21 protein-coding genes are annotated in these 20,784 nt (G+C 58.1%); 19 read left to right on the plus strand and 2 right to left on the minus strand.

What is annotated here, in order from left to right; genetic code table 11:
* Window positions 1–25: 25 nt before the first annotated feature.
* Window positions 26–3,265, minus strand: a complete 3,240-nt coding sequence (gene rne / locus ACLH1I_RS21905; protein ID WP_227680018.1) for a ribonuclease E — start codon at window positions 3,263–3,265, stop codon at window positions 26–28.
* Window positions 3,266–3,964: 699 nt separating this feature from the next.
* Here rne and rluC point away from each other — a divergent pair.
* Window positions 3,965–4,918: a 23S rRNA pseudouridine(955/2504/2580) synthase RluC gene (rluC, locus tag ACLH1I_RS21910; RefSeq protein WP_182971319.1), complete on the plus strand. Its 954-nt coding sequence runs from the start codon at window positions 3,965–3,967 to the stop codon at window positions 4,916–4,918.
* Window positions 4,919–4,955: 37 nt separating this feature from the next.
* Here rluC and ACLH1I_RS21915 read toward each other — a convergent pair whose 3' ends face one another.
* Window positions 4,956–5,540: a Maf family protein gene (locus ACLH1I_RS21915; RefSeq protein WP_004204559.1), complete on the minus strand. Its 585-nt coding sequence runs from the start codon at window positions 5,538–5,540 to the stop codon at window positions 4,956–4,958.
* Window positions 5,541–5,681: 141 nt separating this feature from the next.
* On the opposite strand from ACLH1I_RS21915, the gene yceD reads away from it, so the two are divergent.
* The 18 genes from yceD (at window position 5,682) to thiK (ending at window position 20,761) form a co-directional block, all read left to right on the plus strand.
* A complete protein-coding gene (gene yceD, locus ACLH1I_RS21920; RefSeq protein WP_017900733.1) occupies window positions 5,682–6,203 on the plus strand; it encodes a 23S rRNA accumulation protein YceD in 522 nt (173 codons plus the stop codon).
* Between the two features lie 16 nt (window positions 6,204–6,219).
* Complete coding sequence (gene rpmF / locus ACLH1I_RS21925; RefSeq protein WP_000290724.1) at window positions 6,220–6,393, plus strand: 50S ribosomal protein L32; 174 nt, start codon at window positions 6,220–6,222, stop codon at window positions 6,391–6,393.
* Window positions 6,394–6,596: 203 nt separating this feature from the next.
* Window positions 6,597–7,694 carry a phosphate acyltransferase PlsX gene (gene plsX / locus ACLH1I_RS21930; RefSeq protein ID WP_202821001.1) on the plus strand — a complete coding sequence of 366 codons (1,098 nt, stop codon included), beginning with the start codon at window positions 6,597–6,599 and terminating at the stop codon, window positions 7,692–7,694.
* A 53-nt stretch (window positions 7,695–7,747) separates the two neighbouring features.
* Window positions 7,748–8,701 (plus strand): beta-ketoacyl-ACP synthase III, encoded by a 954-nt coding sequence (locus ACLH1I_RS21935; RefSeq protein WP_002899288.1) that lies wholly within the window; start codon window positions 7,748–7,750, stop codon window positions 8,699–8,701.
* A 15-nt stretch (window positions 8,702–8,716) separates the two neighbouring features.
* On the plus strand, window positions 8,717–9,646 hold the full coding sequence (gene fabD, locus ACLH1I_RS21940) for an ACP S-malonyltransferase (RefSeq protein ID WP_004204563.1): 930 nt from the start codon (window positions 8,717–8,719) through the stop codon (window positions 9,644–9,646).
* 12 nt (window positions 9,647–9,658) lie between these two features.
* Window positions 9,659–10,393 carry a 3-oxoacyl-ACP reductase FabG gene (fabG, locus tag ACLH1I_RS21945; RefSeq protein ID WP_002899294.1) on the plus strand — a complete coding sequence of 245 codons (735 nt, stop codon included), beginning with the start codon at window positions 9,659–9,661 and terminating at the stop codon, window positions 10,391–10,393.
* 210 nt (window positions 10,394–10,603) lie between these two features.
* Complete coding sequence (gene acpP, locus ACLH1I_RS21950; protein WP_000103754.1) at window positions 10,604–10,840, plus strand: acyl carrier protein; 237 nt, start codon at window positions 10,604–10,606, stop codon at window positions 10,838–10,840.
* Window positions 10,841–10,928: 88 nt separating this feature from the next.
* A complete protein-coding gene (fabF, locus tag ACLH1I_RS21955) occupies window positions 10,929–12,170 on the plus strand; it encodes a beta-ketoacyl-ACP synthase II (RefSeq protein WP_002900666.1) in 1,242 nt (413 codons plus the stop codon).
* Between the two features lie 125 nt (window positions 12,171–12,295).
* The gene (pabC, locus tag ACLH1I_RS21960; protein ID WP_057214305.1) at window positions 12,296–13,105 is read left to right on the plus strand and encodes an aminodeoxychorismate lyase; all 810 of its coding nucleotides are present in this window, start codon (window positions 12,296–12,298) and stop codon (window positions 13,103–13,105) included.
* 1 nt (window position 13,106) lies between these two features.
* Window positions 13,107–14,129, plus strand: a complete 1,023-nt coding sequence (gene yceG / locus ACLH1I_RS21965; protein ID WP_004204565.1) for a cell division protein YceG — start codon at window positions 13,107–13,109, stop codon at window positions 14,127–14,129.
* Window positions 14,119–14,760, plus strand: a complete 642-nt coding sequence (gene tmk / locus ACLH1I_RS21970; protein ID WP_151628533.1) for a dTMP kinase — start codon at window positions 14,119–14,121, stop codon at window positions 14,758–14,760. Before yceG ends, tmk begins: the two co-directional genes overlap by 11 nt.
* A complete protein-coding gene (gene holB, locus ACLH1I_RS21975) occupies window positions 14,757–15,761 on the plus strand; it encodes a DNA polymerase III subunit delta' (protein ID WP_017900729.1) in 1,005 nt (334 codons plus the stop codon). Before tmk ends, holB begins: the two co-directional genes overlap by 4 nt.
* A 10-nt stretch (window positions 15,762–15,771) precedes the next feature.
* A complete protein-coding gene (locus tag ACLH1I_RS21980) occupies window positions 15,772–16,566 on the plus strand; it encodes a metal-dependent hydrolase (RefSeq protein ID WP_004204569.1) in 795 nt (264 codons plus the stop codon).
* 296 nt (window positions 16,567–16,862) lie between these two features.
* Complete coding sequence (gene ptsG, locus ACLH1I_RS21985) at window positions 16,863–18,296, plus strand: PTS glucose transporter subunit IIBC (protein WP_004204570.1); 1,434 nt, start codon at window positions 16,863–16,865, stop codon at window positions 18,294–18,296.
* Window positions 18,297–18,557: 261 nt separating this feature from the next.
* A complete protein-coding gene (gene hinT, locus ACLH1I_RS21990; protein ID WP_004204571.1) occupies window positions 18,558–18,914 on the plus strand; it encodes a purine nucleoside phosphoramidase in 357 nt (118 codons plus the stop codon).
* 4 nt (window positions 18,915–18,918) lie between these two features.
* Window positions 18,919–19,293, plus strand: a complete 375-nt coding sequence (locus ACLH1I_RS21995; protein ID WP_004204572.1) for a YcfL family protein — start codon at window positions 18,919–18,921, stop codon at window positions 19,291–19,293.
* Between the two features lie 21 nt (window positions 19,294–19,314).
* Window positions 19,315–19,953: a penicillin-binding protein activator LpoB gene (lpoB, locus tag ACLH1I_RS22000; protein WP_074194131.1), complete on the plus strand. Its 639-nt coding sequence runs from the start codon at window positions 19,315–19,317 to the stop codon at window positions 19,951–19,953.
* Window positions 19,934–20,761 carry a thiamine kinase gene (thiK, locus tag ACLH1I_RS22005; RefSeq protein ID WP_004204574.1) on the plus strand — a complete coding sequence of 276 codons (828 nt, stop codon included), beginning with the start codon at window positions 19,934–19,936 and terminating at the stop codon, window positions 20,759–20,761. The genes lpoB and thiK overlap by 20 nt, the downstream gene beginning before the upstream one ends.
* Window positions 20,762–20,784: the final 23 nt, after the last annotated feature.

Below are 20,784 nucleotides of genomic sequence, written 5' to 3' on the forward strand. Positions count from 1 at the left end.
GAGGCCGGTTTTTTATTTAGCACGCTTACTCGACGGGCTGTGGGCGGGTCGGTTCAGCGGTGGCTTTATGGGTGGCGCTATGACCGCCGGCGGCGCCTTTGCCTTCAAAAGCGAATGGCGGGCGCACCCAGGTGCTGTGGCGCGGCGCTTCCGGGACATAGTCCGGCGCTGGCGCACGGGTCATTGGCGCGGTGGCATGGCGATGACCCGCCACCACTACCGGCTTACTCACCGGAGGCTCGGCTTTGACCGGCTCGACAGGCGCGGCTTCGACAACCGGTGCGTCAACAACCGGTGCTTCAACTGCGGTTTCCGCCGCCGGCGCGATGGCTTCCACTGGCGCTTCAACGACAGGCGCCGTTTCCACCACTTCAGGTTCTACCACCACCGGCTCGGCGTCGAGCGTCGCTGGCGCGATAGCCTGAGGCGCTTCGACAGCCGGCGCTTCGGTGACCAGCTCCTGCGGCGCTGGCTCGACGGCTGCTGGCGCGACACCCTCCGCAGCATCAACCACCACCGGCTCGGCGGCTACGACCGGCTCGACGACCACAGGCTCGGCGGTAACCGGCTCCATGGTAGCCGGCTCGACGGTGACCGGGGCAGCGGTAACGGTTTCAACGACGGCAACCGGGGTCGCGACGGCCGCGACGGTTTCCACAAGGTTGTCGTTCTGAACCTGAACCTCTTCCGGCTGCTGATCCTGCGGACGAACCACCGGGTAGCGGATCCAGACTTTACCGGAAGCCATCTCCGGCGATGCGCAGGCCACGGTCAGCGGCATTGGCGACTGGGTCGGATAGCGTTCGTCACGATAGCGACGACGACGCTGACCGCTGACGCGCAGGTGACGCGGGGAACGACGTGAGCGACGCGGCATACCGTTCGCTTCACGGGATTCGCCATTTTCGTCCTGGTCAGCCACGCTCTCCACTACTGCTGGCAGCTCGCCTTTCACCGGCTCGCTGCGCGGAGCGATAACTTCCGCCACTACGGCTTCTGGCACGATCTCGGCAACCTGCTCAACGACAGCGGACTCAACGCGTACTTTCTGTGCCAGCTGGCGCGGTTTACGACGCGGCAGGGTCTGCACACGCTCTTCCTGCTCCGTCTCCTGCGCTACCGGCTCTTCGCGAGTCTGCGCTTTGGCTTCCTGCTGCGCCTGACGTTTGTCGTCATTGCGGCGGCGGGTGCGTTCGCGGCGCGGCTGCTGCTCGTCACGAGATTTCGCTTTCTCCGCGTCGTCGCCTGAGGTCTGGCGAACATCACGGGCTTCCACGTTCTGCGACGGCTTCTCACGACGGTTGCGACGGTTCTCTTCACGCGATTCGCGCGGTTCACGGCCCTCGGCATTGTCCGCACGAGTGTCACGATTGTCACGGTTATCGCGGTTGTCACGATTGTCGCGGCGGTCGTTGCGATCGCGGCGGTTGTTGGCGCGCGGTTTACGGCGCTCCTGCTGACGCTCCGGTTTTTCTTCCGCTTTCTTCTCGACCTGAACTTCAGCCGGTTTGGCCTCTTCGGCGCCTGAGAAGATATTCTTCAGCGCGCTGAAGAAGCGTGAGAGCAGGCCAGGCTGCGCCGGTGCGGTGGCCGCGACCGGTGCCGCTGCGGCGACAGGCGCGGCGACAGGCTCTTCAAGCATCGGGGCCGGCGGCGCGTCAGGCATGACAAAAGCGGCCAGGGCCGGCTGTTCCGGACGTTTCCGTTCTGCCGGCTCATCGTCGCCCGGCAGCGCCATCTCTTCTTCATGCAGCTTCGGCAGCAGGTAGCTCAGCGTTGAGGTCTCTTCACCTTTGCGCACGCGCAGGACGGAGTAGTGCGGCGTCTGCATTTCGTCGTTTGGCACGATAATAACGCGCACATCGCCCTGACGGGATTCGATAGCGCTCACCGCGGCACGTTTTTCGTTCAGCAGATAGGAGGCGATCGGTACCGGAACGATGGCGTGTACTTCTTTGGTGTTCTCTTTCAGCGCTTCTTCTTCAATCAGACGCAGAATAGAGAGCGACAGCGATTCGTTATCACGGACGGTACCGGTGCCGGAGCAGCGCGGGCAGACGTGGTGGCTGGATTCGCCCAGCGACGGGCTCAGGCGCTGGCGGGACATCTCCAGCAGGCCGAAGCGCGAGATATGGCTGATCTGAATGCGCGCCCGGTCCTGACGGACGGCTTCGCGCAGACGGTTCTCCACAGCGCGCTGGTGGCGAACCGGAGTCATATCGATAAAGTCGATAACGATCAGGCCGCCGAGGTCGCGCAGACGCAGCTGGCGGGCAATCTCGTCAGCCGCTTCGAGGTTGGTGTTGAACGCCGTCTCTTCGATATCGCCGCCGCGGGTGGCGCGGGCGGAGTTGATATCGATCGCGGTCAGCGCTTCAGTGCTGTCGATGACGATAGAGCCACCGGACGGCAGACGCACTTCACGCTGGAAGGCGGATTCAATCTGGGATTCGATCTGGTAGTGGCTGAACAGCGGGATTTCACCGGTGTACAGTTTGATTTTGCTGCTGAAATCAGGACGACCCAGCGCGGCGATATGCTGGCGCGCCAGCTCGAGCACTTTCGGATTATCGATCAGGATTTCGCCGATATCCTGGCGCAGATAGTCACGGAAGGCGCGGACAATGACGTTGCTTTCCTGGTGGATAAGGAACGGCGCCGGACGGCTTTCCGCGGCTTTCTGAATCGCTTCCCAGTGTTTCAGACGGAAGCTCAGGTCCCACTGCAGGGCTTCGGCAGATTTGCCGACGCCAGCGGTGCGAACGATAAGGCCCATGCCGTCCGGAAGCTCCAGGCTCGCCAGCGCTTCTTTCAGTTCGGTACGGTCGTCGCCCTCGATACGGCGGGAAATTCCCCCCGCGCGCGGGTTGTTCGGCATCAATACCAGATAGCTGCCCGCCAGGCTGATAAAGGTGGTGAGCGCAGCGCCTTTGTTGCCGCGTTCTTCTTTATCAATCTGCACGATAACTTCCTGACCTTCACGCAGTACGTCTTTGATATTAGGACGGCCGTGCGCATTGTAGTTGGCGGGGAAATATTCGCGGGCGATTTCTTTGAGGGGGAGGAAACCATGACGCTCTGCGCCGTAATCAACAAACGCGGCTTCAAGGCTGGGTTCAATGCGGGTGATTTTGCCTTTGTAGATGTTCGCTTTTTTCTGTTCGTGCCCGGGGCTTTCGATATCCAGGTCGTACAGGCGCTGCCCATCAACAAGGGCGACGCGCAACTCTTCCTGCTGAGTTGCGTTGATTAACATTCTTTTCATCGTAACTTACTCATTATTCTTACATTGACGACTAAGCTGCGGGCAGAGTAATGCCTTTCCGGGGGAAAACCGATGGCCTCGTGTCTGGTTCACGTCGCCAACCTCACGGTTGTCGCGCGCTTAAGAGGCGCAGAGTGTCGGTCGCCTGTGTTTCAAACGGAAACACAGCGCAATTATTCAGGGGAACAGCCTGGGATGTATCACCAGAGAATATTCCATTTATACTCGTCGTCTTTCGCGTTGCAGGCATGATGGCTTAACCTGCTCACCTCGATCAGCGGATCCAGATGAGCTCCCGGGAGTCCCGGAGTTGACGCCTTCCTGCGACTTGAAATCCATAGAGCCTGTACCGGTAAGGACTGCAACCCGCAGCCCGCTAACTGTCTGAAAGATCACAACGTCTTACGCCATTGCTGCGTGGGCGATCGGTCAGACAAAACTGGTCATTCCGCTAATGTCTTGTTCTAACAAGATGCAATACGGAAAACGGTCTCATTATTCCATTGCTAACCTTGTTATAGCAAGTTGACTTTCACCTTTTATCACCCGGTTACTCACAGTTTTATCACCTGCCCATACAGATTGTTCTAATAACAAACAATATGGCGGTCAGGCAAACCGTGAAAACAGGATAATGATAAATATAAGCATATAAAAATGAGTGGCGCTAATGCGTCCGGCTATTTAGAATCGCGCACCATGAAAACTGAGACCCCAACCGTAAAAATGGTTGCCATTGCTGCTGATGAAGCGGGGCAACGTATCGACAACTTTTTGCGTACCCAATTGAAAGGCGTACCGAAGAGCATGATTTATCGCATCCTGCGTAAAGGCGAGGTGCGGGTGAATAAAAAACGCGTGAAGCCGGAGTATAAGCTGGAGGCGGGCGATGAAGTCCGTATCCCGCCGGTGCGTGTGGCGGAACGTGAAGAAGAGGCGGTATCGCCGCATCTGCAGAAAGTGGCGGCGCTCTCTGAGGTGATCCTCTATGAAGACGATCATATTCTGGTCCTCAATAAGCCTTCCGGTACCGCGGTACATGGCGGCAGCGGCCTGAGCTTCGGCGTGATTGAAGGGCTGCGCGCCCTGCGCCCGGAGGCGCGCTTCCTTGAGCTGGTGCATCGGCTCGACCGCGATACCTCTGGCGTGCTGCTGGTGGCGAAAAAGCGCTCGGCGCTGCGTTCGCTGCACGAGCAGCTGCGTGATAAAGGCATGCAGAAAGACTATCTGGCGCTGGTGCGCGGCCAGTGGCAGTCGCATACCAAAGTGGTGCAGGCCCCGCTGTTGAAGAACATTCTGCAGAGCGGCGAGAGAATCGTCCGCGTGAGTCAGGAAGGCAAGCCGTCAGAGACGCGCTTCAAAGTGGAAGAGCGTTATGAATTCGCCACTCTGGTGCGCTGCAGTCCGGTCACCGGACGCACGCATCAGATTCGCGTTCATACCCAGTATGCCGGCCATCCTATCGCCTTTGACGACCGCTATGGCGACCGCGAATTTGACAAGCAACTCTCTGGTACCGGCTTAAACCGCCTGTTCCTCCACGCTGCTGCGCTGAAGTTTACCCACCCGGGGAGCGGGGAGGTGATGCGCGTTGAGGCGTCGCTGGATAACCAGCTGAAGCACTGTCTACAGGTGCTACGGAAGAGCAAATAAGTGCAACGGCGGAATCAGTTCCGCCGTTTTTTTTACCTCAGCCTAACAGCGGGTTGTAATTTTCGCGGCGCAGCATCTGACAGAGCGCGATCAAGGGTAAACCGACCAGCGTATTCGGATCTCGGCCTTCCAGCCGTTCGAACAGCGTAATACCTAACCCCTCGCTCTTAAAACTCCCGGCGCACTGCAGCGGGTTCTCTTTACGCACATAGCCTTCGATCTCTTTATCGCTGAGATGCCGGAAGTGGACGTCAAAGGGCTCGCATTCGGTTTGCAGATGACCGCTGGCGGAGTTGTACAGCGCGAGCCCGGTATAAAAGGTAATGATCGACCCGCTCGCCTTTCTCAACTGCCTGCGGGCATTTTCCTCGGTGTGCGGTTTGCCGGTGATCTCACCGTCCAATACGCAAACCTGATCGGAGCCTATAATAAGGTGATTGGGGTAGCGCGAAGCCAGGCTCTGCGCTTTGGCCTGCGCCAGCCGGGTGACAAGCTGACGCGCGGATTCTTCAGGGCGGGGCGTTTCGTCGACGTCAGGCGCCGCACATTCAAATGGTAACCCCAGTTTTTCCAGCAGCATGCGCCGCCAGGGAGAGGTTGACGCCAGGATAAGTTGAGACATATTTTTTCATCCACATATAGCGCTTCGCAGAGCATCATCTTAAACTATGCGCCGCAATGTGTGCGAATAAATGGCAAAAGGCAACCTGAGGCTGCCTTTTTCTTTGACTCTATGACATTACAAAGTTAATATGCGCGCCCTATGCAAAAGGTAAAATTACCCCTGACTCTTGATCCGGTACGCACGGCTCAAAAACGCCTTGATTACGAAGGCATCTATGCCCGCGATCAGGTTGAACGTGTAGCCGATTCTGTAGTCAGCGTGGACAGCGATGTGGAATGCAGCATGTCGTTCGCTATCGATAACCAGCGTCTCGCCGTTATTACAGGCGATGCGAAGGTGACGGTAACCCTCGAATGCCAGCGTTGCGGGAAACCGTTCTCCCATCACGTCCACACCACGTATTGTTTTAGCCCCGTCAGAAATGACGAACAGGCCGAAGCACTACCGGAAGCGTATGAGCCGATTGAGGTTAACGAATTCGGTGAAATCGACCTGCAGGCAATGGTCGAGGATGAAATTATCCTCTCCCTGCCCGTAGTTCCGGTGCATGATTCTGAACACTGTGAAGTGTCCGACGCGGACATGGTCTTTGGCGAACTGCCTGAAGAGGCACAAAAACCAAACCCATTTGCCGTATTAGCCAGCTTAAAGCGTAAGTAATTGAGGAGTAAGGTCCATGGCCGTACAACAGAATAAACCAACCCGTTCCAAACGTGGCATGCGTCGTTCCCATGACGCGCTGACCGCAGTCACCAGCCTGTCTGTAGACAAAACTTCTGGTGAGAAACACCTGCGTCACCACATCACTGCCGACGGTTTCTACCGCGGTCGCAAGGTTATCGCTAAGTAATCACGCGATACTCGCAGGATTTCCCGTTGCAGGCCATGGCGGGCGTGTACGTACCTGGGCACTCGGTTAACCCGGTAACCAGAGGCGTCAATGCCCGGATTGTTGCGTCTGCAGCGTGAAAATTCGCGGGTGCCAGCGTGATGAAGCTTAGTGAGGACTCCCCGGGCAACTGGGGAATCACCGAACCGGGCAGCGACGATACCTTGACACGTCTAACCCTGGCGTTAGATGTCATGGGGGGCGATTTCGGCCCATCCGTGACAGTGCCTGCAGCACTGCAGGCACTGAACTCTAATTCGCAACTCACACTTCTTTTAGTCGGCGATCCCGACGCCATCACGCCATTACTCGCCAAAGCTGACTTCGAACAACGTTCGCGTCTGCAGATTATTCCTGCGCAGTCAGTTATTGCCAGTGATGCGCGACCCGCACAGGCTATCCGCAGCAGTCGCGGAAGCTCAATGCGCGTGGCGCTGGAGCTTGTGAAAGAAGGGCGGGCGGAAGCCTGCGTCAGCGCCGGCAACACCGGCGCGCTGATGGGCCTGGCGAAACTGCTGCTCAAACCGATTGAAGGTATTGAGCGGCCGGCGCTGGTGACGGTGCTGCCGCACCAGCAGAAGGGCAAAACCGTGGTGCTGGATCTCGGCGCCAACGTCGATTGCGACAGCACGATGCTGGTGCAGTTCGCGGTGATGGGGTCAGTGCTGGCGGAAGAGGTGGTTGGCATTGCCAATCCTCGCGTCGCCTTGCTGAACATCGGCGAAGAAGAGATGAAAGGCCTCAGCAGCATCCGCGATGCTGCTGCAGTGCTCAAAACGCTGCCTTCCCTCAACTACATCGGCTATCTTGAAGCCAATGAACTGTTGACCGGAAAAACCGATGTGCTGGTTTGTGATGGATTCACGGGCAACGTCACACTAAAAACCATGGAAGGTGTTGTCAGAATGTTCCTTTCACTGCTGAAATCTCAGGGAGAGGGCAAAAAACGGTCGTGGTGGCTGCTGTTACTAAAACGTTGGTTACAAAAAAGCCTGGCGAGGCGATTCAGTCACCTCAACCCCGACCAGTATAATGGCGCCTGTCTGTTAGGATTGCGCGGTTCCGTGATCAAGAGTCATGGTGCTGCCAATCAACGCGCCTTTAGCGTCGCGATAGAGCAGGCAGTGCAGGCGGTGCAGCGGCAAATTCCTCAACGGATCGCCGCGCGCCTGGAATCTTTATACCCAGCTGGTTTCGAGCTGCCGGAAAGCGACAGTGACGTGAACGCCCGACAGCAAAGCGGGACGAATGGACACCACTGACGCCGCGGCGGTTGAACGAGGCGGGTATATTACCCAAGAGTGACTGAGCGTACATGTATACGAAGATTATTGGTACCGGCAGCTATCTGCCCGAGCAAGTGCGTACAAACGCCGACCTGGAAAAAATGGTAGAGACCTCTGACGAGTGGATTGTCACCCGCACAGGTATCCGTGAGCGTCGTATTGCCGCAGCGCATGAAACAGTTGCTACGATGGGCTTTGAAGCCGCAAAGCAGGCGCTGGCGATGGCGGGCGTGTCCGCGGAGCAAATTGGTCTGATCATTGTTGCGACCACCTCCGGCACGCACGCGTTTCCGAGTTCGGCATGCCAGATTCAGTCTATGCTGGGCGTCAAGGGCTGCCCGGCGTTTGACGTCGCGGCCGCCTGCGCCGGTTTCACCTATGCGCTGAGCGTCGCCGATCAGTATGTCAAGAACGGCGCGGTGGACTATGCGCTGGTCGTCGGCGCTGATGTGCTGGCGCGCACCTGCGATCCGGCCGATCGCGGGACGATTATTATTTTCGGCGATGGCGCCGGGGCGGTGGTGCTGGGCGCCTCCGAAGAGCCTGGCATTATCTCGACGCATCTGCATGCTGACGGTAGCTATGGCGAACTGCTGACCCTGCCGAACGCCGATCGCGTCGATCCGGAAAATCCGATCTATCTGACGATGGCCGGGAATGAAGTCTTCAAAGTGGCGGTCACTGAGTTAGCGCACATCGTTGATGAGACGCTGGCCGCGAATAATCTTGAACGTTCTGCGCTGGACTGGCTGGTGCCGCATCAGGCAAACCTGCGGATCATCAGCGCGACGGCGAAGAAACTGGGCATGTCGATGGATAACGTCGTAGTGACCCTCGACCGCCATGGCAACACCTCCGCGGCGTCAGTCCCTTGCGCGCTGGATGAGGCCGTCCGCGATGGCCGCATTCAACGTGGGCAGCTGATTTTGCTGGAAGCCTTTGGTGGCGGTTTCACCTGGGGTTCCGCGCTGGTTCGTTTTTAGTATAAGGATTTAAACATGACGCAATTTGCTTTTGTGTTCCCGGGACAGGGCTCGCAGGCCGTAGGCATGCTGGCCGATATGGCGGCGACCTGGCCGGTCATTGAAGAGACCTTCGGTGAAGCTTCCGCAGCGTTGGGTTACGATCTGTGGGCGCTGACGCAACAGGGCCCGGCAGAAGAACTGAATAAGACCTGGCAGACCCAGCCAGCGCTGCTGACCGCCTCCGTGGCGCTGTACCGCGTCTGGCAGCAGCAGGGCGGCAAAGCGCCGGCGCTGCTGGCTGGTCACAGCCTCGGCGAATACTCCGCGCTGGTTTGCGCGGGCGTTATCGCTTTCGCTGATGCCGTTCGCCTGGTTGAACTGCGCGGCAAATTCATGCAGGAAGCTGTACCGGAAGGTACTGGCGCCATGTCAGCGATTATCGGTCTGGACGACGCGGCTATTGCCAAAGCCTGTGAAGAATCGGCCGAAGGGCAGGTCGTCTCTCCGGTGAACTACAATTCCCCGGGCCAGGTGGTTATCGCCGGTCACAAAGAGGCCGTTGAACGCGCAGGCGCCGCCTGTAAGGCCGCGGGCGCTAAACGGGCGCTGCCGTTGCCGGTGAGCGTGCCGTCTCACTGTGCGCTGATGAAGCCAGCTGCGGAGAAACTGGCGCTTGAGCTGCAGAAAATCACCTTCAACGCGCCGACGATCCCGGTGGTAAATAACGTCGATGTGAAGTGCGAAACCGCGCCTGACGCCATTCGCGACGCGCTGGTACGCCAGCTGTATAGTCCGGTTCAGTGGACTAAAACCGTTGAGTTTATGGCTGCTCAGGGCGTAACGCATCTGTATGAGGTTGGCCCGGGTAAAGTCCTCACCGGCCTGACCAAACGTATTGTTGACACCCTGACCGCTTCCGCGCTTAACGAGCCGGCGGCGATGTCTGCGGCGCTTGAGCAATAAAAGAGGAAAACCATGAGTTTTGAAGGAAAAATCGCGCTGGTTACCGGTGCAAGCCGCGGTATTGGCCGCGCCATCGCTGAAACGCTCGTCGCCCGCGGCGCGAAAGTTATCGGTACTGCGACCAGCGAAAGCGGCGCGCAGGCGATCAGCGACTATTTAGGCGCCAACGGTAAAGGTCTGATGTTGAATGTGACCGACCCGGCATCTATTGAATCTGTTCTGGAAAATGTGCGCGCAGAGTTTGGCGAAGTGGATATCCTGGTGAATAATGCCGGGATCACTCGCGACAACCTGTTAATGCGCATGAAAGATGACGAGTGGAACGATATCATCGAAACCAACCTGTCATCGGTTTTCCGTCTGTCAAAAGCGGTAATGCGCGCTATGATGAAAAAGCGTCATGGACGTATTATCACTATCGGTTCTGTGGTTGGTACCATGGGAAATGCGGGTCAGGCCAACTACGCTGCGGCGAAAGCGGGTCTGATCGGCTTCAGTAAATCACTGGCGCGTGAAGTTGCGTCCCGCGGTATTACTGTAAACGTTGTTGCTCCGGGCTTTATTGAAACGGACATGACGCGTGCGCTGACCGATGAGCAGCGTGCGGGTACGCTGGCGGCAGTTCCTGCGGGGCGCCTTGGCACCCCAAATGAAATCGCCAGCGCGGTTGCATTTTTAGCCTCTGACGAAGCAAGTTACATCACTGGTGAAACCCTGCACGTCAACGGCGGAATGTACATGGTCTGACCGAGATTTGTGCAAAACGTTCAGGAACCGCGCACTTCGCACGGTTCTCTGTGCGGTTTTGTGCGAAAAGATTTGCGTTCTTAGGGCAAACGGCCTCAAAATAGCGCAAAATCGTGGTAAGACCTGCCGGGATTTAGTTGCAAATTTTTCAACATTTTATACACTACGAAAACCATCGCGAAAGCGAGTTTTGATAGGAAATTTAAGAGTATGAGCACTATCGAAGAACGCGTTAAGAAAATTATCGGCGAGCAGCTGGGCGTTAAGCAGGAAGAAGTTACCAACAATGCTTCCTTCGTTGAAGACCTGGGCGCTGATTCTCTTGACACCGTTGAGCTGGTAATGGCTCTGGAAGAAGAGTTTGATACTGAGATTCCGGACGAAGAAGCTGAGAAAATCACCACCGTTCAGGCTGCCATTGATTACATCAACGGCCACCAGGCGTAAGTGAACATCTCCAGGCGGTCATTCGACCGCCTGAGTTTTATCTTTATTTGTCCCACAAGAATCTATTTTCCCTCCCTGGAGGACAAACGTGTCTAAGCGTCGTGTAGTTGTGACCGGACTGGGCATGTTGTCTCCTGTCGGCAATACCGTAGAGTCTACCTGGAAAGCTCTCCTTGCCGGTCAGAGTGGCATCAGCCTGATCGACCATTTCGATACTAGCGCCTATGCAACGAAATTTGCTGGCTTAGTAAAGGATTTTAACTGTGATGACATCATCTCGCGCAAAGAGCAGCGCAAGATGGATGCCTTCATTCAATATGGAATTGTCGCTGGCGTTCAGGCCATGCAGGATTCTGGCCTTGAAGTGACGGAAGAGAATGCTACCCGTATTGGTGCCGCAATCGGCTCTGGTATTGGCGGTCTCGGCTTGATCGAAGAAAACCACAGTTCGCTGGTCAACGGCGGACCGCGTAAGATCAGCCCATTCTTCGTTCCCTCCACAATTGTTAACATGGTGGCCGGCCATCTGACCATCATGTTTGGTCTGCGTGGACCAAGTATCTCCATCGCGACCGCCTGTACTTCAGGCGTGCACAACATCGGTCAGGCTGCGCGCATTATCGCCTATGGCGATGCCGATGCGATGGTGGCAGGCGGTGCGGAAAAAGCCAGTACCCCGCTTGGCGTGGGCGGCTTTGGCGCAGCGCGGGCGCTCTCCACGCGCAATGACAACCCGCAGGCGGCAAGCCGTCCGTGGGATAAAGATCGCGACGGCTTCGTGCTGGGCGACGGCGCGGGCATGGTGGTGCTGGAAGAGTACGAGCACGCAAAAAAACGCGGCGCGAAAATCTACGCCGAGATCGTCGGCTTCGGCATGAGCAGCGATGCTTACCATATGACATCACCGCCGGAAGATGGCGCGGGCGCCGCGCTGGCGATGGTGAATGCCATTCGCGATGCGGGCATCGAACCGGGCCAGATCGGCTACGTCAACGCCCACGGCACCTCGACGCCGGCTGGCGATAAAGCGGAAGCGCAGGCGGTTAAGTCTGTCTTCGGCGATGCGGCGAGCCGCGTACTGGTGAGCTCCACCAAATCCATGACCGGGCATCTGCTGGGTGCGGCAGGGGCGGTAGAGTCGATTTACTCTATCCTGGCGCTGCGCGATCAGGCGGTTCCGCCGACGATCAACCTCGACAACCCGGATGAGGGCTGCGACCTCGACTTCGTTCCGCACGAAGCGCGTCAGGTTTCCGGTATGGAGTACACCCTGTGCAACTCCTTCGGCTTTGGCGGCACTAACGGTTCGCTGATCTTCAAAAAAGTGTGACAGGGCTTGCCCCGGTACTGCTTTAACAAAAGGCCCGATTGTCGGGCCTTTTTTATTCGGCTTTCTCCACTTGTCCTCTGCTCCGTGTCCTGAGACACTCACCGACCAGTGAAAAGGAGTCCTTTATGTTCTTGATAAATGGCGTTGAACAGGACACGCTGGCGGCGAACGATCGCGCCGTCCAGTTTGGCGACGGTTGTTTTACCACTGCCCGTATACAGCATGGACAGGTTGCGTTACTGGACGCCCATCTGCAGCGTTTGCAGACAACCTGCGAAAAATTACGCATCCCGTTTGACGACTGGCTGACGCTAAGCGACGAGATGCAGCGTCTGGCTCGACCGCACGCGCAGGGCGTGCTTAAGGTGACCCTTACCCGCGGCGTTGGGGGAAGGGGATACAGCACGGCGGGCTGTGCGTCGCCCACCCGTATTCTGAGCGACTCTCCGCTTCCGGCGCACTACGCGCGCTGGCGGGAGGAGGGCATTACCCTGACCCGGAGCCCGGTGACCCTGGGGCGCAACCCCTGGCTGGCTGGCCTGAAGCATCTTAATCGTCTGGAGCAGGTGCTGATTCGCTCTCATCTTGAACAGACGGACGCCGATGAGGCGCTGGTCCTTGACAGTGACGGGTGGCTTACGGAATGCTGTGCCGCGAATTTATTCTGGCGTCAGGGACGGGATGTATTTACTCCGCGACTCGATTATGCCGGGGTCAACGGCATAATGCGGCAGCGCTGTATCGCGCAGCTGGCACCATCGACGTTTCGCGTTGTCGAAGTGACAGCGCGTCCCGAGGCGTTGCGGGAGGCCGATGAAGTGCTGATCTGCAATGCGCTGATGCCGCTGGTGCCGGTTCGTCGCTGGGAGGAGACCGTCTGGTCCTCGCGCGAGCTTTACCATTTTTTAGCCCCTTTGTGTGAGCTGTCTGGTTAGTATGAAGAAAATGTTACGTTTTATCCTGTTGCTGGTGGTGCTGTTGGGCATCGCCGCGGCGGCAGGAATGTGGAAGGTACGCCAGCTGGCGGACAGCAAGCTGCTGATTAAAGAAGAGACCATCTTTACCCTCGAAGCCGGCACCGGCCGGCTGGCGCTGGGGCAGGATCTCTATCGCGAGAAGGTGATCAATCGCCCGCGCGTGTTCCAGTGGCTGCTGCGGATGGAGCCTGAGCTGTCTCACTTCAAGGCCGGGACCTATCGCCTCACGCCGCAAATGACGGTGCGCGAGATGCTGCAGCTGCTGGCCAGCGGCAAAGAGGCGCAGTTTCCGCTGCGCTTTGTCGAAGGCATGCGCGTCAGCGACTACCTTCGTCAGCTGCGCGATGCTCCCTACGTGAAGCACACGCTTGAAGACGATAGCTACGCGACGGTGGCTAAGGCGTTAGGTCTTGACCATGCCGACTGGGTGGAAGGCTGGTTCTGGCCGGACACCTGGATGTACACCGCCAATACTAGCGACATCGCCATCCTCAAGCGCGCGCATCAGAAAATGGTCACTGAAGTGGCGAAGATTTGGGAAGGACGGATGGATAATCTGCCCTATGCCGATCAGAATCAGCTGTTGACCATGGCCTCGATTATTGAGAAAGAGACCGCGGTGGCGGAAGAGCGCGATCGCGTCGCGTCGGTATTTATCAACCGCCTGCGCATCGGCATGCGCTTACAGACCGACCCAACGGTGATCTACGGGATGGGCGAAGGGTATAATGGAAAGTTAACGCGTAAGGATCTGGAGACGCCGACCGCGTACAATACCTATACCATCAGCGGCCTGCCGCCAGGCCCTATCGCGGTGCCGGGCGAAGCGTCGCTGAAGGCGGCCGCCCATCCGGCGAAAACACCATACCTCTATTTTGTCGCCGACGGGAAAGGGGGCCATACGTTTACCACAAACCTGGTCAGCCATAACCGCGCGGTGCAGGACTATCTGAAAGTACTTAAGGAAAAAAATGCGCAGTAACTATATCGTCATCGAGGGGCTGGAGGGCGCCGGGAAGACCACCGCACGTCAACTGGTGGTGGAGACGCTGCAGTCGGCAGGTATTCACGATATGGTGTTTACCCGTGAGCCGGGGGGCACAATCCTTGCTGAAAAACTGCGTAGCCTGGTGCTGGATATCCAGTCCACGGGCGATGAAGTGATTAACGATAAAGCGGAAGTGCTGATGTTTTACGCGGCGCGCGTCCAGCTGGTGGAGACGGTGATTAAGCCTGCTCTGGCTCGCGGCCAGTGGGTGATCGGCGATCGTCACGATCTCTCCACCCAGGCCTATCAGGGCGGCGGCAGGGGCATTGACCGCACGATGCTGGCGATGCTGCGCGACGCCGTTCTCGGCGATTTTCGTCCCGATTTGACGCTGTACCTCGACGTTACGCCGGAAGTGGGGCTGCAGCGCGCCCGCGCCCGCGGCGAACTGGATCGCATTGAGCAGGAGTCGATGAACTTCTTCAATCGTACCCGCGCGCGCTACCTTGAGCTGGCTGCGGCAGATCCTTCTATCCGCACGGTGGATGCGACGCAGCCGCTGGATGCCGTCGCGCGCGATATTCGCGCCACGATCGCCCAGTGGATGGCGGAGCAACCGGCATGAAATGGTATCCGTGGCTGCGCCCCTCGTTCGAACAACTGGTCGGTAGCTATCAGGCCGGACGTGGCCACCACGCCTTACTGTTACAGTCTCTGAGCGGGATGGGCGGCGAGGCGTTGATTTATGCGCTGTGCCGCTTCCTGATGTGCCGCCAGCCTGAAGGGCATAAAAGCTGCGGTCACTGCCACAGCTGCCAGCTGATGCAGGCCGGTACGCACCCCGATTACTATCCGCTGAGCCCTGAGAAAGGCAAGAGCGCGCTGGGTATTGACGCGGTGCGCGATGTCAACGACAAGCTCTATGAGCGCGCGCGCCTCGGTGGGGCGAAGGTGGTATGGATTAGCGATGCCGCCTTGCTGACCGATGCTGCCGCCAACGCGTTGCTGAAAACGCTGGAGGAGCCGCCGGAAAATACCTGGTTCTTCCTCGCCTGCGAGGAGCCGGCGCGTCTGCTGACCACCCTGCGCAGTCGCTGCCGCCTGCACCACCTGTCGCCGCCGACGGAATCTTATGCCCTGGCCTGGCTGGAGCGTGAGGTGAACCTGCCGCAGGAGGCGCTGCTGACCGCGTTACGTCTGTGCGCCAGCGCGCCGGCCGCCGCGCTCGAACTGCTTAAAGAGCCGCAGTGGACGGCGCGACAGCAGCTGTGTCAGGCGCTGGCGACCACACTGGCGAGCGGTGACTGGCTGGCGCTGCTGCCGATACTCAATCATGAACAGGCGGCGGTTCGCCTGCACTGGCTGGCATCGCTGCTGGTCGATGCGCAAAAACGACAGCAGGGAATTGCCCTGGTGAGTAACCCGGATGTCTGGCCGCTGCTGGAGCAGCTGGCGCACAGTCTGCCCGCCGCCCGGCTGCAGGCGATTGCCCATGACGTCTGTACCTGCCGCGAGCAATTGCTGAACGTCGTCGGCGTCAACCGCGAACTGCTGCTCACCGAGCGCCTGCTGCGCTGGGAACATTACCTGCAACCCGGGACGGTTTTACCCGTCTCCCACCTCTGAGTGAGACATTATGTTTTTAGTCGACTCCCACTGCCATCTTGATGGTCTGGATTATCAAACCCTGCACAAAAACGTCGATGACGTACTGGCAAAAGCGGCCGCACGCGATGTGAAATTTTGCCTGGCGGTCGCCACGACGCTGCCTGGCTACCGCAGTATGCGCGAGCTGGTAGGAAGGCGTGACAACGTCGTCTTCTCCTGCGGCGTGCACCCGTTAAACCAGGATGAGCCCTACGAGGTGGAGACGCTGCGCACGCTGGCGGCGGAAGAGGGCGTCGTCGCGATGGGAGAGACCGGACTGGACTATTTTTATACCCCGGAAACCAAAGTCCAGCAGCAAACTTCGTTCCGTGACCATATCCGCATCGGCCGGGAGCTGAACAAGCCCGTGATCGTGCATACCCGTGACGCTCGCGCCGATACCCTGGCCATTTTACGCGAAGAAAAGGTGACGGATTGCGGAGGCGTACTACACTGTTTCACTGAGGACAGGGAGACGGCGGGTAAGCTGCTCGACATGGGGTTCTATATCTCGTTTTCCGGTATCGTCACTTTCCGTAACGCCGAGCAGCTGCGCGATGCGGCGCGCTATGTTCCGCTGGATCGTCTGCTGGTGGAGACCGATTCGCCATACCTGGCGCCGGTACCCCATCGCGGCAAAGAGAACCAGCCGGCGCTGGTGCGTGACGTTGCTGAATACATGGCGGTACTGAAGGGTGTGTCGCTGGAGCAACTGGCTCAGCAGACCACCGACAATTTTGCCACGCTGTTCCACATTGACCCCGCCCGCTTGCAACCTGCTTGATCTGCTTATTATTTTAAGGCTCGTAATTAATAGCCAAAGCGAGTAAAGTTCACCGCCACAAAAGTGGCGGTGAAGGTTTTTTGGCAACATCTGGATACAACTTATGTAAGCTGATGTAAATTTTTACCGGAAGGCTGATTGAAACGTGATAGCCGTCAAACAATCATCCCGTTAATTATTTTACTCTGTGTAATAAATAAAGGGCGCTTAGATGTCCTGTCCACGGCGCGGTTCTCCCCCCGGGCCAATGCGTGAAAACGTAAAAAAGTACCAAATACTCAGGAGCACTCTCAATTATGTTTAAGAATGCATTTGCTAACCTGCAGAAGGTCGGTAAATCGCTGATGCTGCCGGTATCCGTACTGCCTATCGCAGGTATCCTGCTGGGCGTCGGTTCCGCAAACTTCAGCTGGCTGCCAGCCGTGGTCTCCCACGTTATGGCAGAAGCAGGCGGTTCAGTTTTCGCCAACATGCCGCTGATCTTCGCTATCGGTGTGGCCCTCGGCTTCACCAATAACGACGGTGTATCCGCACTGGCTGCAGTGGTAGCTTACGGCATCATGGTGAAAACCATGGCGGTGGTTGCGCCGCTGGTGCTGCATTTACCTGCTGACGAGATTGCGGCAAAACACCTGGCTGATACCGGCGTGCTTGGCGGTATTATTTCCGGTGCTATCGCCGCGTACATGTTTAACCGCTTCTATCGCATTAAGCTGCCAGAATATCTCGGCTTCTTTGCGGGCAAGCGCTTTGTACCGATTATCTCTGGTCTGGCCGCTATCTTCACCGGCGTGATCCTCTCCTTCATTTGGCCGCCGATCGGTTCCGCGATCCAGACCTTCTCCCAGTGGGCTGCTTATCAGAACCCGGTGGTGGCGTTTGGTATCTACGGTTTCATCGAGCGTTGCCTGGTGCCGTTTGGTCTGCACCACATCTGGAACGTTCCTTTCCAGATGCAGATCGGCGAATACACCAACGCGGCTGGTCAGGTATTCCACGGCGATATCCCGCGCTACATGGCAGGCGACCCGACCGCGGGCAAACTGTCTGGCGGCTTCCTGTTCAAAATGTACGGTCTGCCGGCAGCGGCTATCGCGATTTGGCACTCTGCTAAACCGGAAAACCGCGCCAAAGTGGGCGGTATCATGATCTCCGCCGCGCTGACCTCGTTCCTGACCGGTATCACCGAGCCGATCGAGTTCTCGTTCATGTTCGTGGCGCCGATCCTGTACGTTATCCATGCCATCCTGGCGGGTCTGGCGTTCCCGATCTGTATCCTGCTGGGTATGCGTGACGGTACTTCGTTCTCTCACGGCCTGATCGACTTTATCGTGCTGTCCGGTAACAGCAGCAAGCTGTGGCTGTTCCCGATCGTCGGTATCTGCTATGCGATCGTGTACTACGTCATTTTCCGCGTGCTGATTAAAGCCCTGGATCTGAAAACACCGGGTCGTGAAGATACCACCGAAGAGAGCAAAGCTGGTGCAACCAGCGAGATGGCTCCGGCTCTGATCGCCGCTTTCGGCGGTAAAGAGAACATCACCAACCTCGACGCATGTATTACTCGTCTGCGTGTTAGCGTGGCGGATGTAGCGAAAGTTGACCAGGCTGGCCTGAAAAAACTGGGCGCCGCTGGCGTGGTAGTGGCAGGTTCTGGCGTACAGGCCATCTTCGGTACCAAGTCCGATAACCTGAAAACTGAAATGGATGAGTACATCCGTAACAGTTAAGACGTAGTATCGGGGAGACTAAGGCAGCCAACTGGCTGCCTTTTTTACGTGACAAGATAGGCCTTCCAGAGGCGATAACCCTGCTAACTGTCCGCCAAATGCTTATTCCCTCAGCAGCTAAGTCTATAGTTGAATAAGAAAAAGAGCTTTCAGGTTGAAAGAGAGGGAGGATGTCGCTCATACTCTTACCGGAACCTGTGCGTCTGCGTTTATCTGCAGAAGCAGGCCAGCGTACGGGATAAAACTAATAAGGAATCAGTCATGGCAGAAGAAACGATTTTCAGCAAAATCATTCGCCGGGAGATCCCGTCGGATATTGTTTATCAGGATGAGCTTGTGACCGCTTTTCGCGACATCTCCCCGCAGGCGCCCACCCACATTCTGATTGTCCCGAACGTTCTGATTCCTACCGTAAATGACGTCACCACCGAACATGAACTGGCCCTGGGCCGGATGATGACCGTCGCGGCGAAGATTGCCCGCGATGAAGGCCTCGCCGACGATGGCTACCGGTTGATCGTCAACTGCAACCGCCACGGCGGCCAGGAAGTTTACCATATCCATATGCATCTGCTGGGCGGTCGTCCGCTGGGTCCGATGCTGGCGCACAAAGGCTAACGCCATGCTAAGGACCCTTTTGGGCGCGTGTCTGGCGGCGGGGCTGCTGGCCGGATGTAGTTCACACCCGGAGATCCCGGTTTCTGACCAGCAGGCGCTGGTGATGGAGTCGAGCGTGCTGGCCGCCGGGATCAGCGCCAGCGAGCCTGTCGTCGTGGCGACGGAGATCCAGGCTACCGCCTCCTCTACGCTGTATAACGAGCGCCAACAGCCGGTCACCGTGCATTATCGTTTTTTCTGGTATGACGCCCGAGGGCTGGAGATGCACCCGCTGGAGGCACCGCGCACCATCGTGGTCCCGGCTCGCTCCTCGGTGACGTTGTATGGCAGCGCCAATATCCTGGGGGCGCATAAGGCCCGCCTTTATCTTTATCTGTAAGGGGTAATTATAATGATGAAAATGTGTCGCTATGCGTTAATCACAGCACTGGCGATATTCCTCGCAGGCTGTGCGGGGCTGCGTGAGCAGCCCGCGCCGGTAGAAGAGGCCAAACCGCAGCCGCAGCAGCCTGTGCAGCCACAGCCCACGGTGCCGACGGTACCGGCGGTGCCCTCCGTCCCGTCGCAGCCAGGACCGATTGAGCATCAGGATCAGCAGTCGGGTCAGCCGGCGCCGCGCGTGCGTCATTATGACTGGAACGGCGCGGTGCAGCCGATGGTGGGACAGATGCTGCAGGCGGGCGGGGTCAATGCCGGCAGTATTCTGCTGGTTGACAGCGTGAACAACCGCACCAACGGTTCGCTGAATGCCGGAGAAGCCACCACCGCGTTACGTAACGCGCTGGCGGGCAACGGCAAATTTACCCTTGTTTCACCGCAGCAGCTGGCGGTCGCCAAGCAGCAGCTGGGCCTGTCGCCGCAGGACAGCCTCGGCAGCCGCAGCAAAGCCATGGGCATCGCCCGCAACGTGGGCGCGCAGTATGTGCTTTATTCCAATGCCACTGGCAATGTCAACGCGCCCGAGCTAAAGATGCAGTTGATGCTGGTGCAAACCGGCGAGATTATCTGGTCAGGTAAAGGTGCGGTTCAGCAACAATAAGCTAACGCGCGACGAGCTCTTGTCGCGCTTCTTTCCCCACTATCATCCTGTCGCCTCGCTGAGCCAGACCGGCCTCAGCGGCGGCAGTGTGATTATCAGCGATGGCGACCAGCGACGAGTGCTGCGTCAGCCGCACGACCCGTCTGCCGCTGCCTGTTATTTTCGCCGTCAGTATCGTGCGCTGCGCCGGCTGCCTGCCAGGCTGGCGCCCAATCCTCTGTTTTACTCGCCCTGCTGGATGGTGGTGGAGTATTGCGCGGGTGAGGTGAAAAGCGAGTTACCTGACTGCCCGCAGCTGTCTGGCTTATTGTATGATTTGCATCAGCAACCGCGGTTCGGCTGGCGTGTTAGTCTCGGGCCGCTGCTGGCGCAGTACTGGCAGAGGAGCGATCCGGCCCGGCGCACGCCGCGCTGGCTACGTTGGCATCAGCGGCTGTGCCGCCGGGGCGAGCCTCGTCCTCTGCGGCTGGCGCCGCTGCATATGGACGTCCATGCCGGCAATATTATCCACAGCGACGCCGGTCTGAAGCTGATCGACTGGGAATATGCCGGCGATGGCGATATCGCGCTGGAGCTGGCCGCCGTGTGGATCGCCCCGGACGAGCGCCGCCAGCTGGTGGCGGCATATGCCCGACGGGCGGCTATCGACGCGCAGCAGCTATGGCGGCAGGTGGCGCGCTGGCGTCCGTGGGTACTGCTGCTCATGGCGGGCTGGTATGAAATGCGCTGGCGGCAGAGCGGGGATCGGCAATTTATCATGCTGGCAGATGAAACATGGTGTCAGTTAGACAACGAACGCAAAGGATAAGAGAGGTCAGTGTGGGCCCAGTG

The organism is Klebsiella sp. 1SOBk10mer, from assembly GCF_046602535.1.
Classification (GTDB): Bacteria; Pseudomonadota; Gammaproteobacteria; order Enterobacterales; family Enterobacteriaceae; genus Klebsiella; species Klebsiella quasipneumoniae.

Coding starts and splice junctions, on each gene's coding strand:
- ptsG (WP_004204570.1), top strand. CDS start 16,863: ATGTTTAAGAATGCATTTGCTAACCTGCAGAAGGTCGGTAAATCGCTG.
- fabG (WP_002899294.1), top strand. CDS start 9,659: ATGAGTTTTGAAGGAAAAATCGCGCTGGTTACCGGTGCAAGCCGCGGT.
- rne (WP_227680018.1), bottom strand. CDS start 3,265: ATGAAAAGAATGTTAATCAACGCAACTCAGCAGGAAGAGTTGCGCGTC.
- rpmF (WP_000290724.1), top strand. CDS start 6,220: ATGGCCGTACAACAGAATAAACCAACCCGTTCCAAACGTGGCATGCGT.
- fabD (WP_004204563.1), top strand. CDS start 8,717: ATGACGCAATTTGCTTTTGTGTTCCCGGGACAGGGCTCGCAGGCCGTA.
- ACLH1I_RS21980 (WP_004204569.1), top strand. CDS start 15,772: ATGTTTTTAGTCGACTCCCACTGCCATCTTGATGGTCTGGATTATCAA.
- yceD (WP_017900733.1), top strand. CDS start 5,682: ATGCAAAAGGTAAAATTACCCCTGACTCTTGATCCGGTACGCACGGCT.
- ACLH1I_RS21915 (WP_004204559.1), bottom strand. CDS start 5,540: ATGTCTCAACTTATCCTGGCGTCAACCTCTCCCTGGCGGCGCATGCTG.
- acpP (WP_000103754.1), top strand. CDS start 10,604: ATGAGCACTATCGAAGAACGCGTTAAGAAAATTATCGGCGAGCAGCTG.
- yceG (WP_004204565.1), top strand. CDS start 13,107: ATGAAGAAAATGTTACGTTTTATCCTGTTGCTGGTGGTGCTGTTGGGC.
- lpoB (WP_074194131.1), top strand. CDS start 19,315: ATGTGTCGCTATGCGTTAATCACAGCACTGGCGATATTCCTCGCAGGC.
- ACLH1I_RS21995 (WP_004204572.1), top strand. CDS start 18,919: ATGCTAAGGACCCTTTTGGGCGCGTGTCTGGCGGCGGGGCTGCTGGCC.
- hinT (WP_004204571.1), top strand. CDS start 18,558: ATGGCAGAAGAAACGATTTTCAGCAAAATCATTCGCCGGGAGATCCCG.
- holB (WP_017900729.1), top strand. CDS start 14,757: ATGAAATGGTATCCGTGGCTGCGCCCCTCGTTCGAACAACTGGTCGGT.
- tmk (WP_151628533.1), top strand. CDS start 14,119: ATGCGCAGTAACTATATCGTCATCGAGGGGCTGGAGGGCGCCGGGAAG.
- pabC (WP_057214305.1), top strand. CDS start 12,296: ATGTTCTTGATAAATGGCGTTGAACAGGACACGCTGGCGGCGAACGAT.
- rluC (WP_182971319.1), top strand. CDS start 3,965: ATGAAAACTGAGACCCCAACCGTAAAAATGGTTGCCATTGCTGCTGAT.
- ACLH1I_RS21935 (WP_002899288.1), top strand. CDS start 7,748: ATGTATACGAAGATTATTGGTACCGGCAGCTATCTGCCCGAGCAAGTG.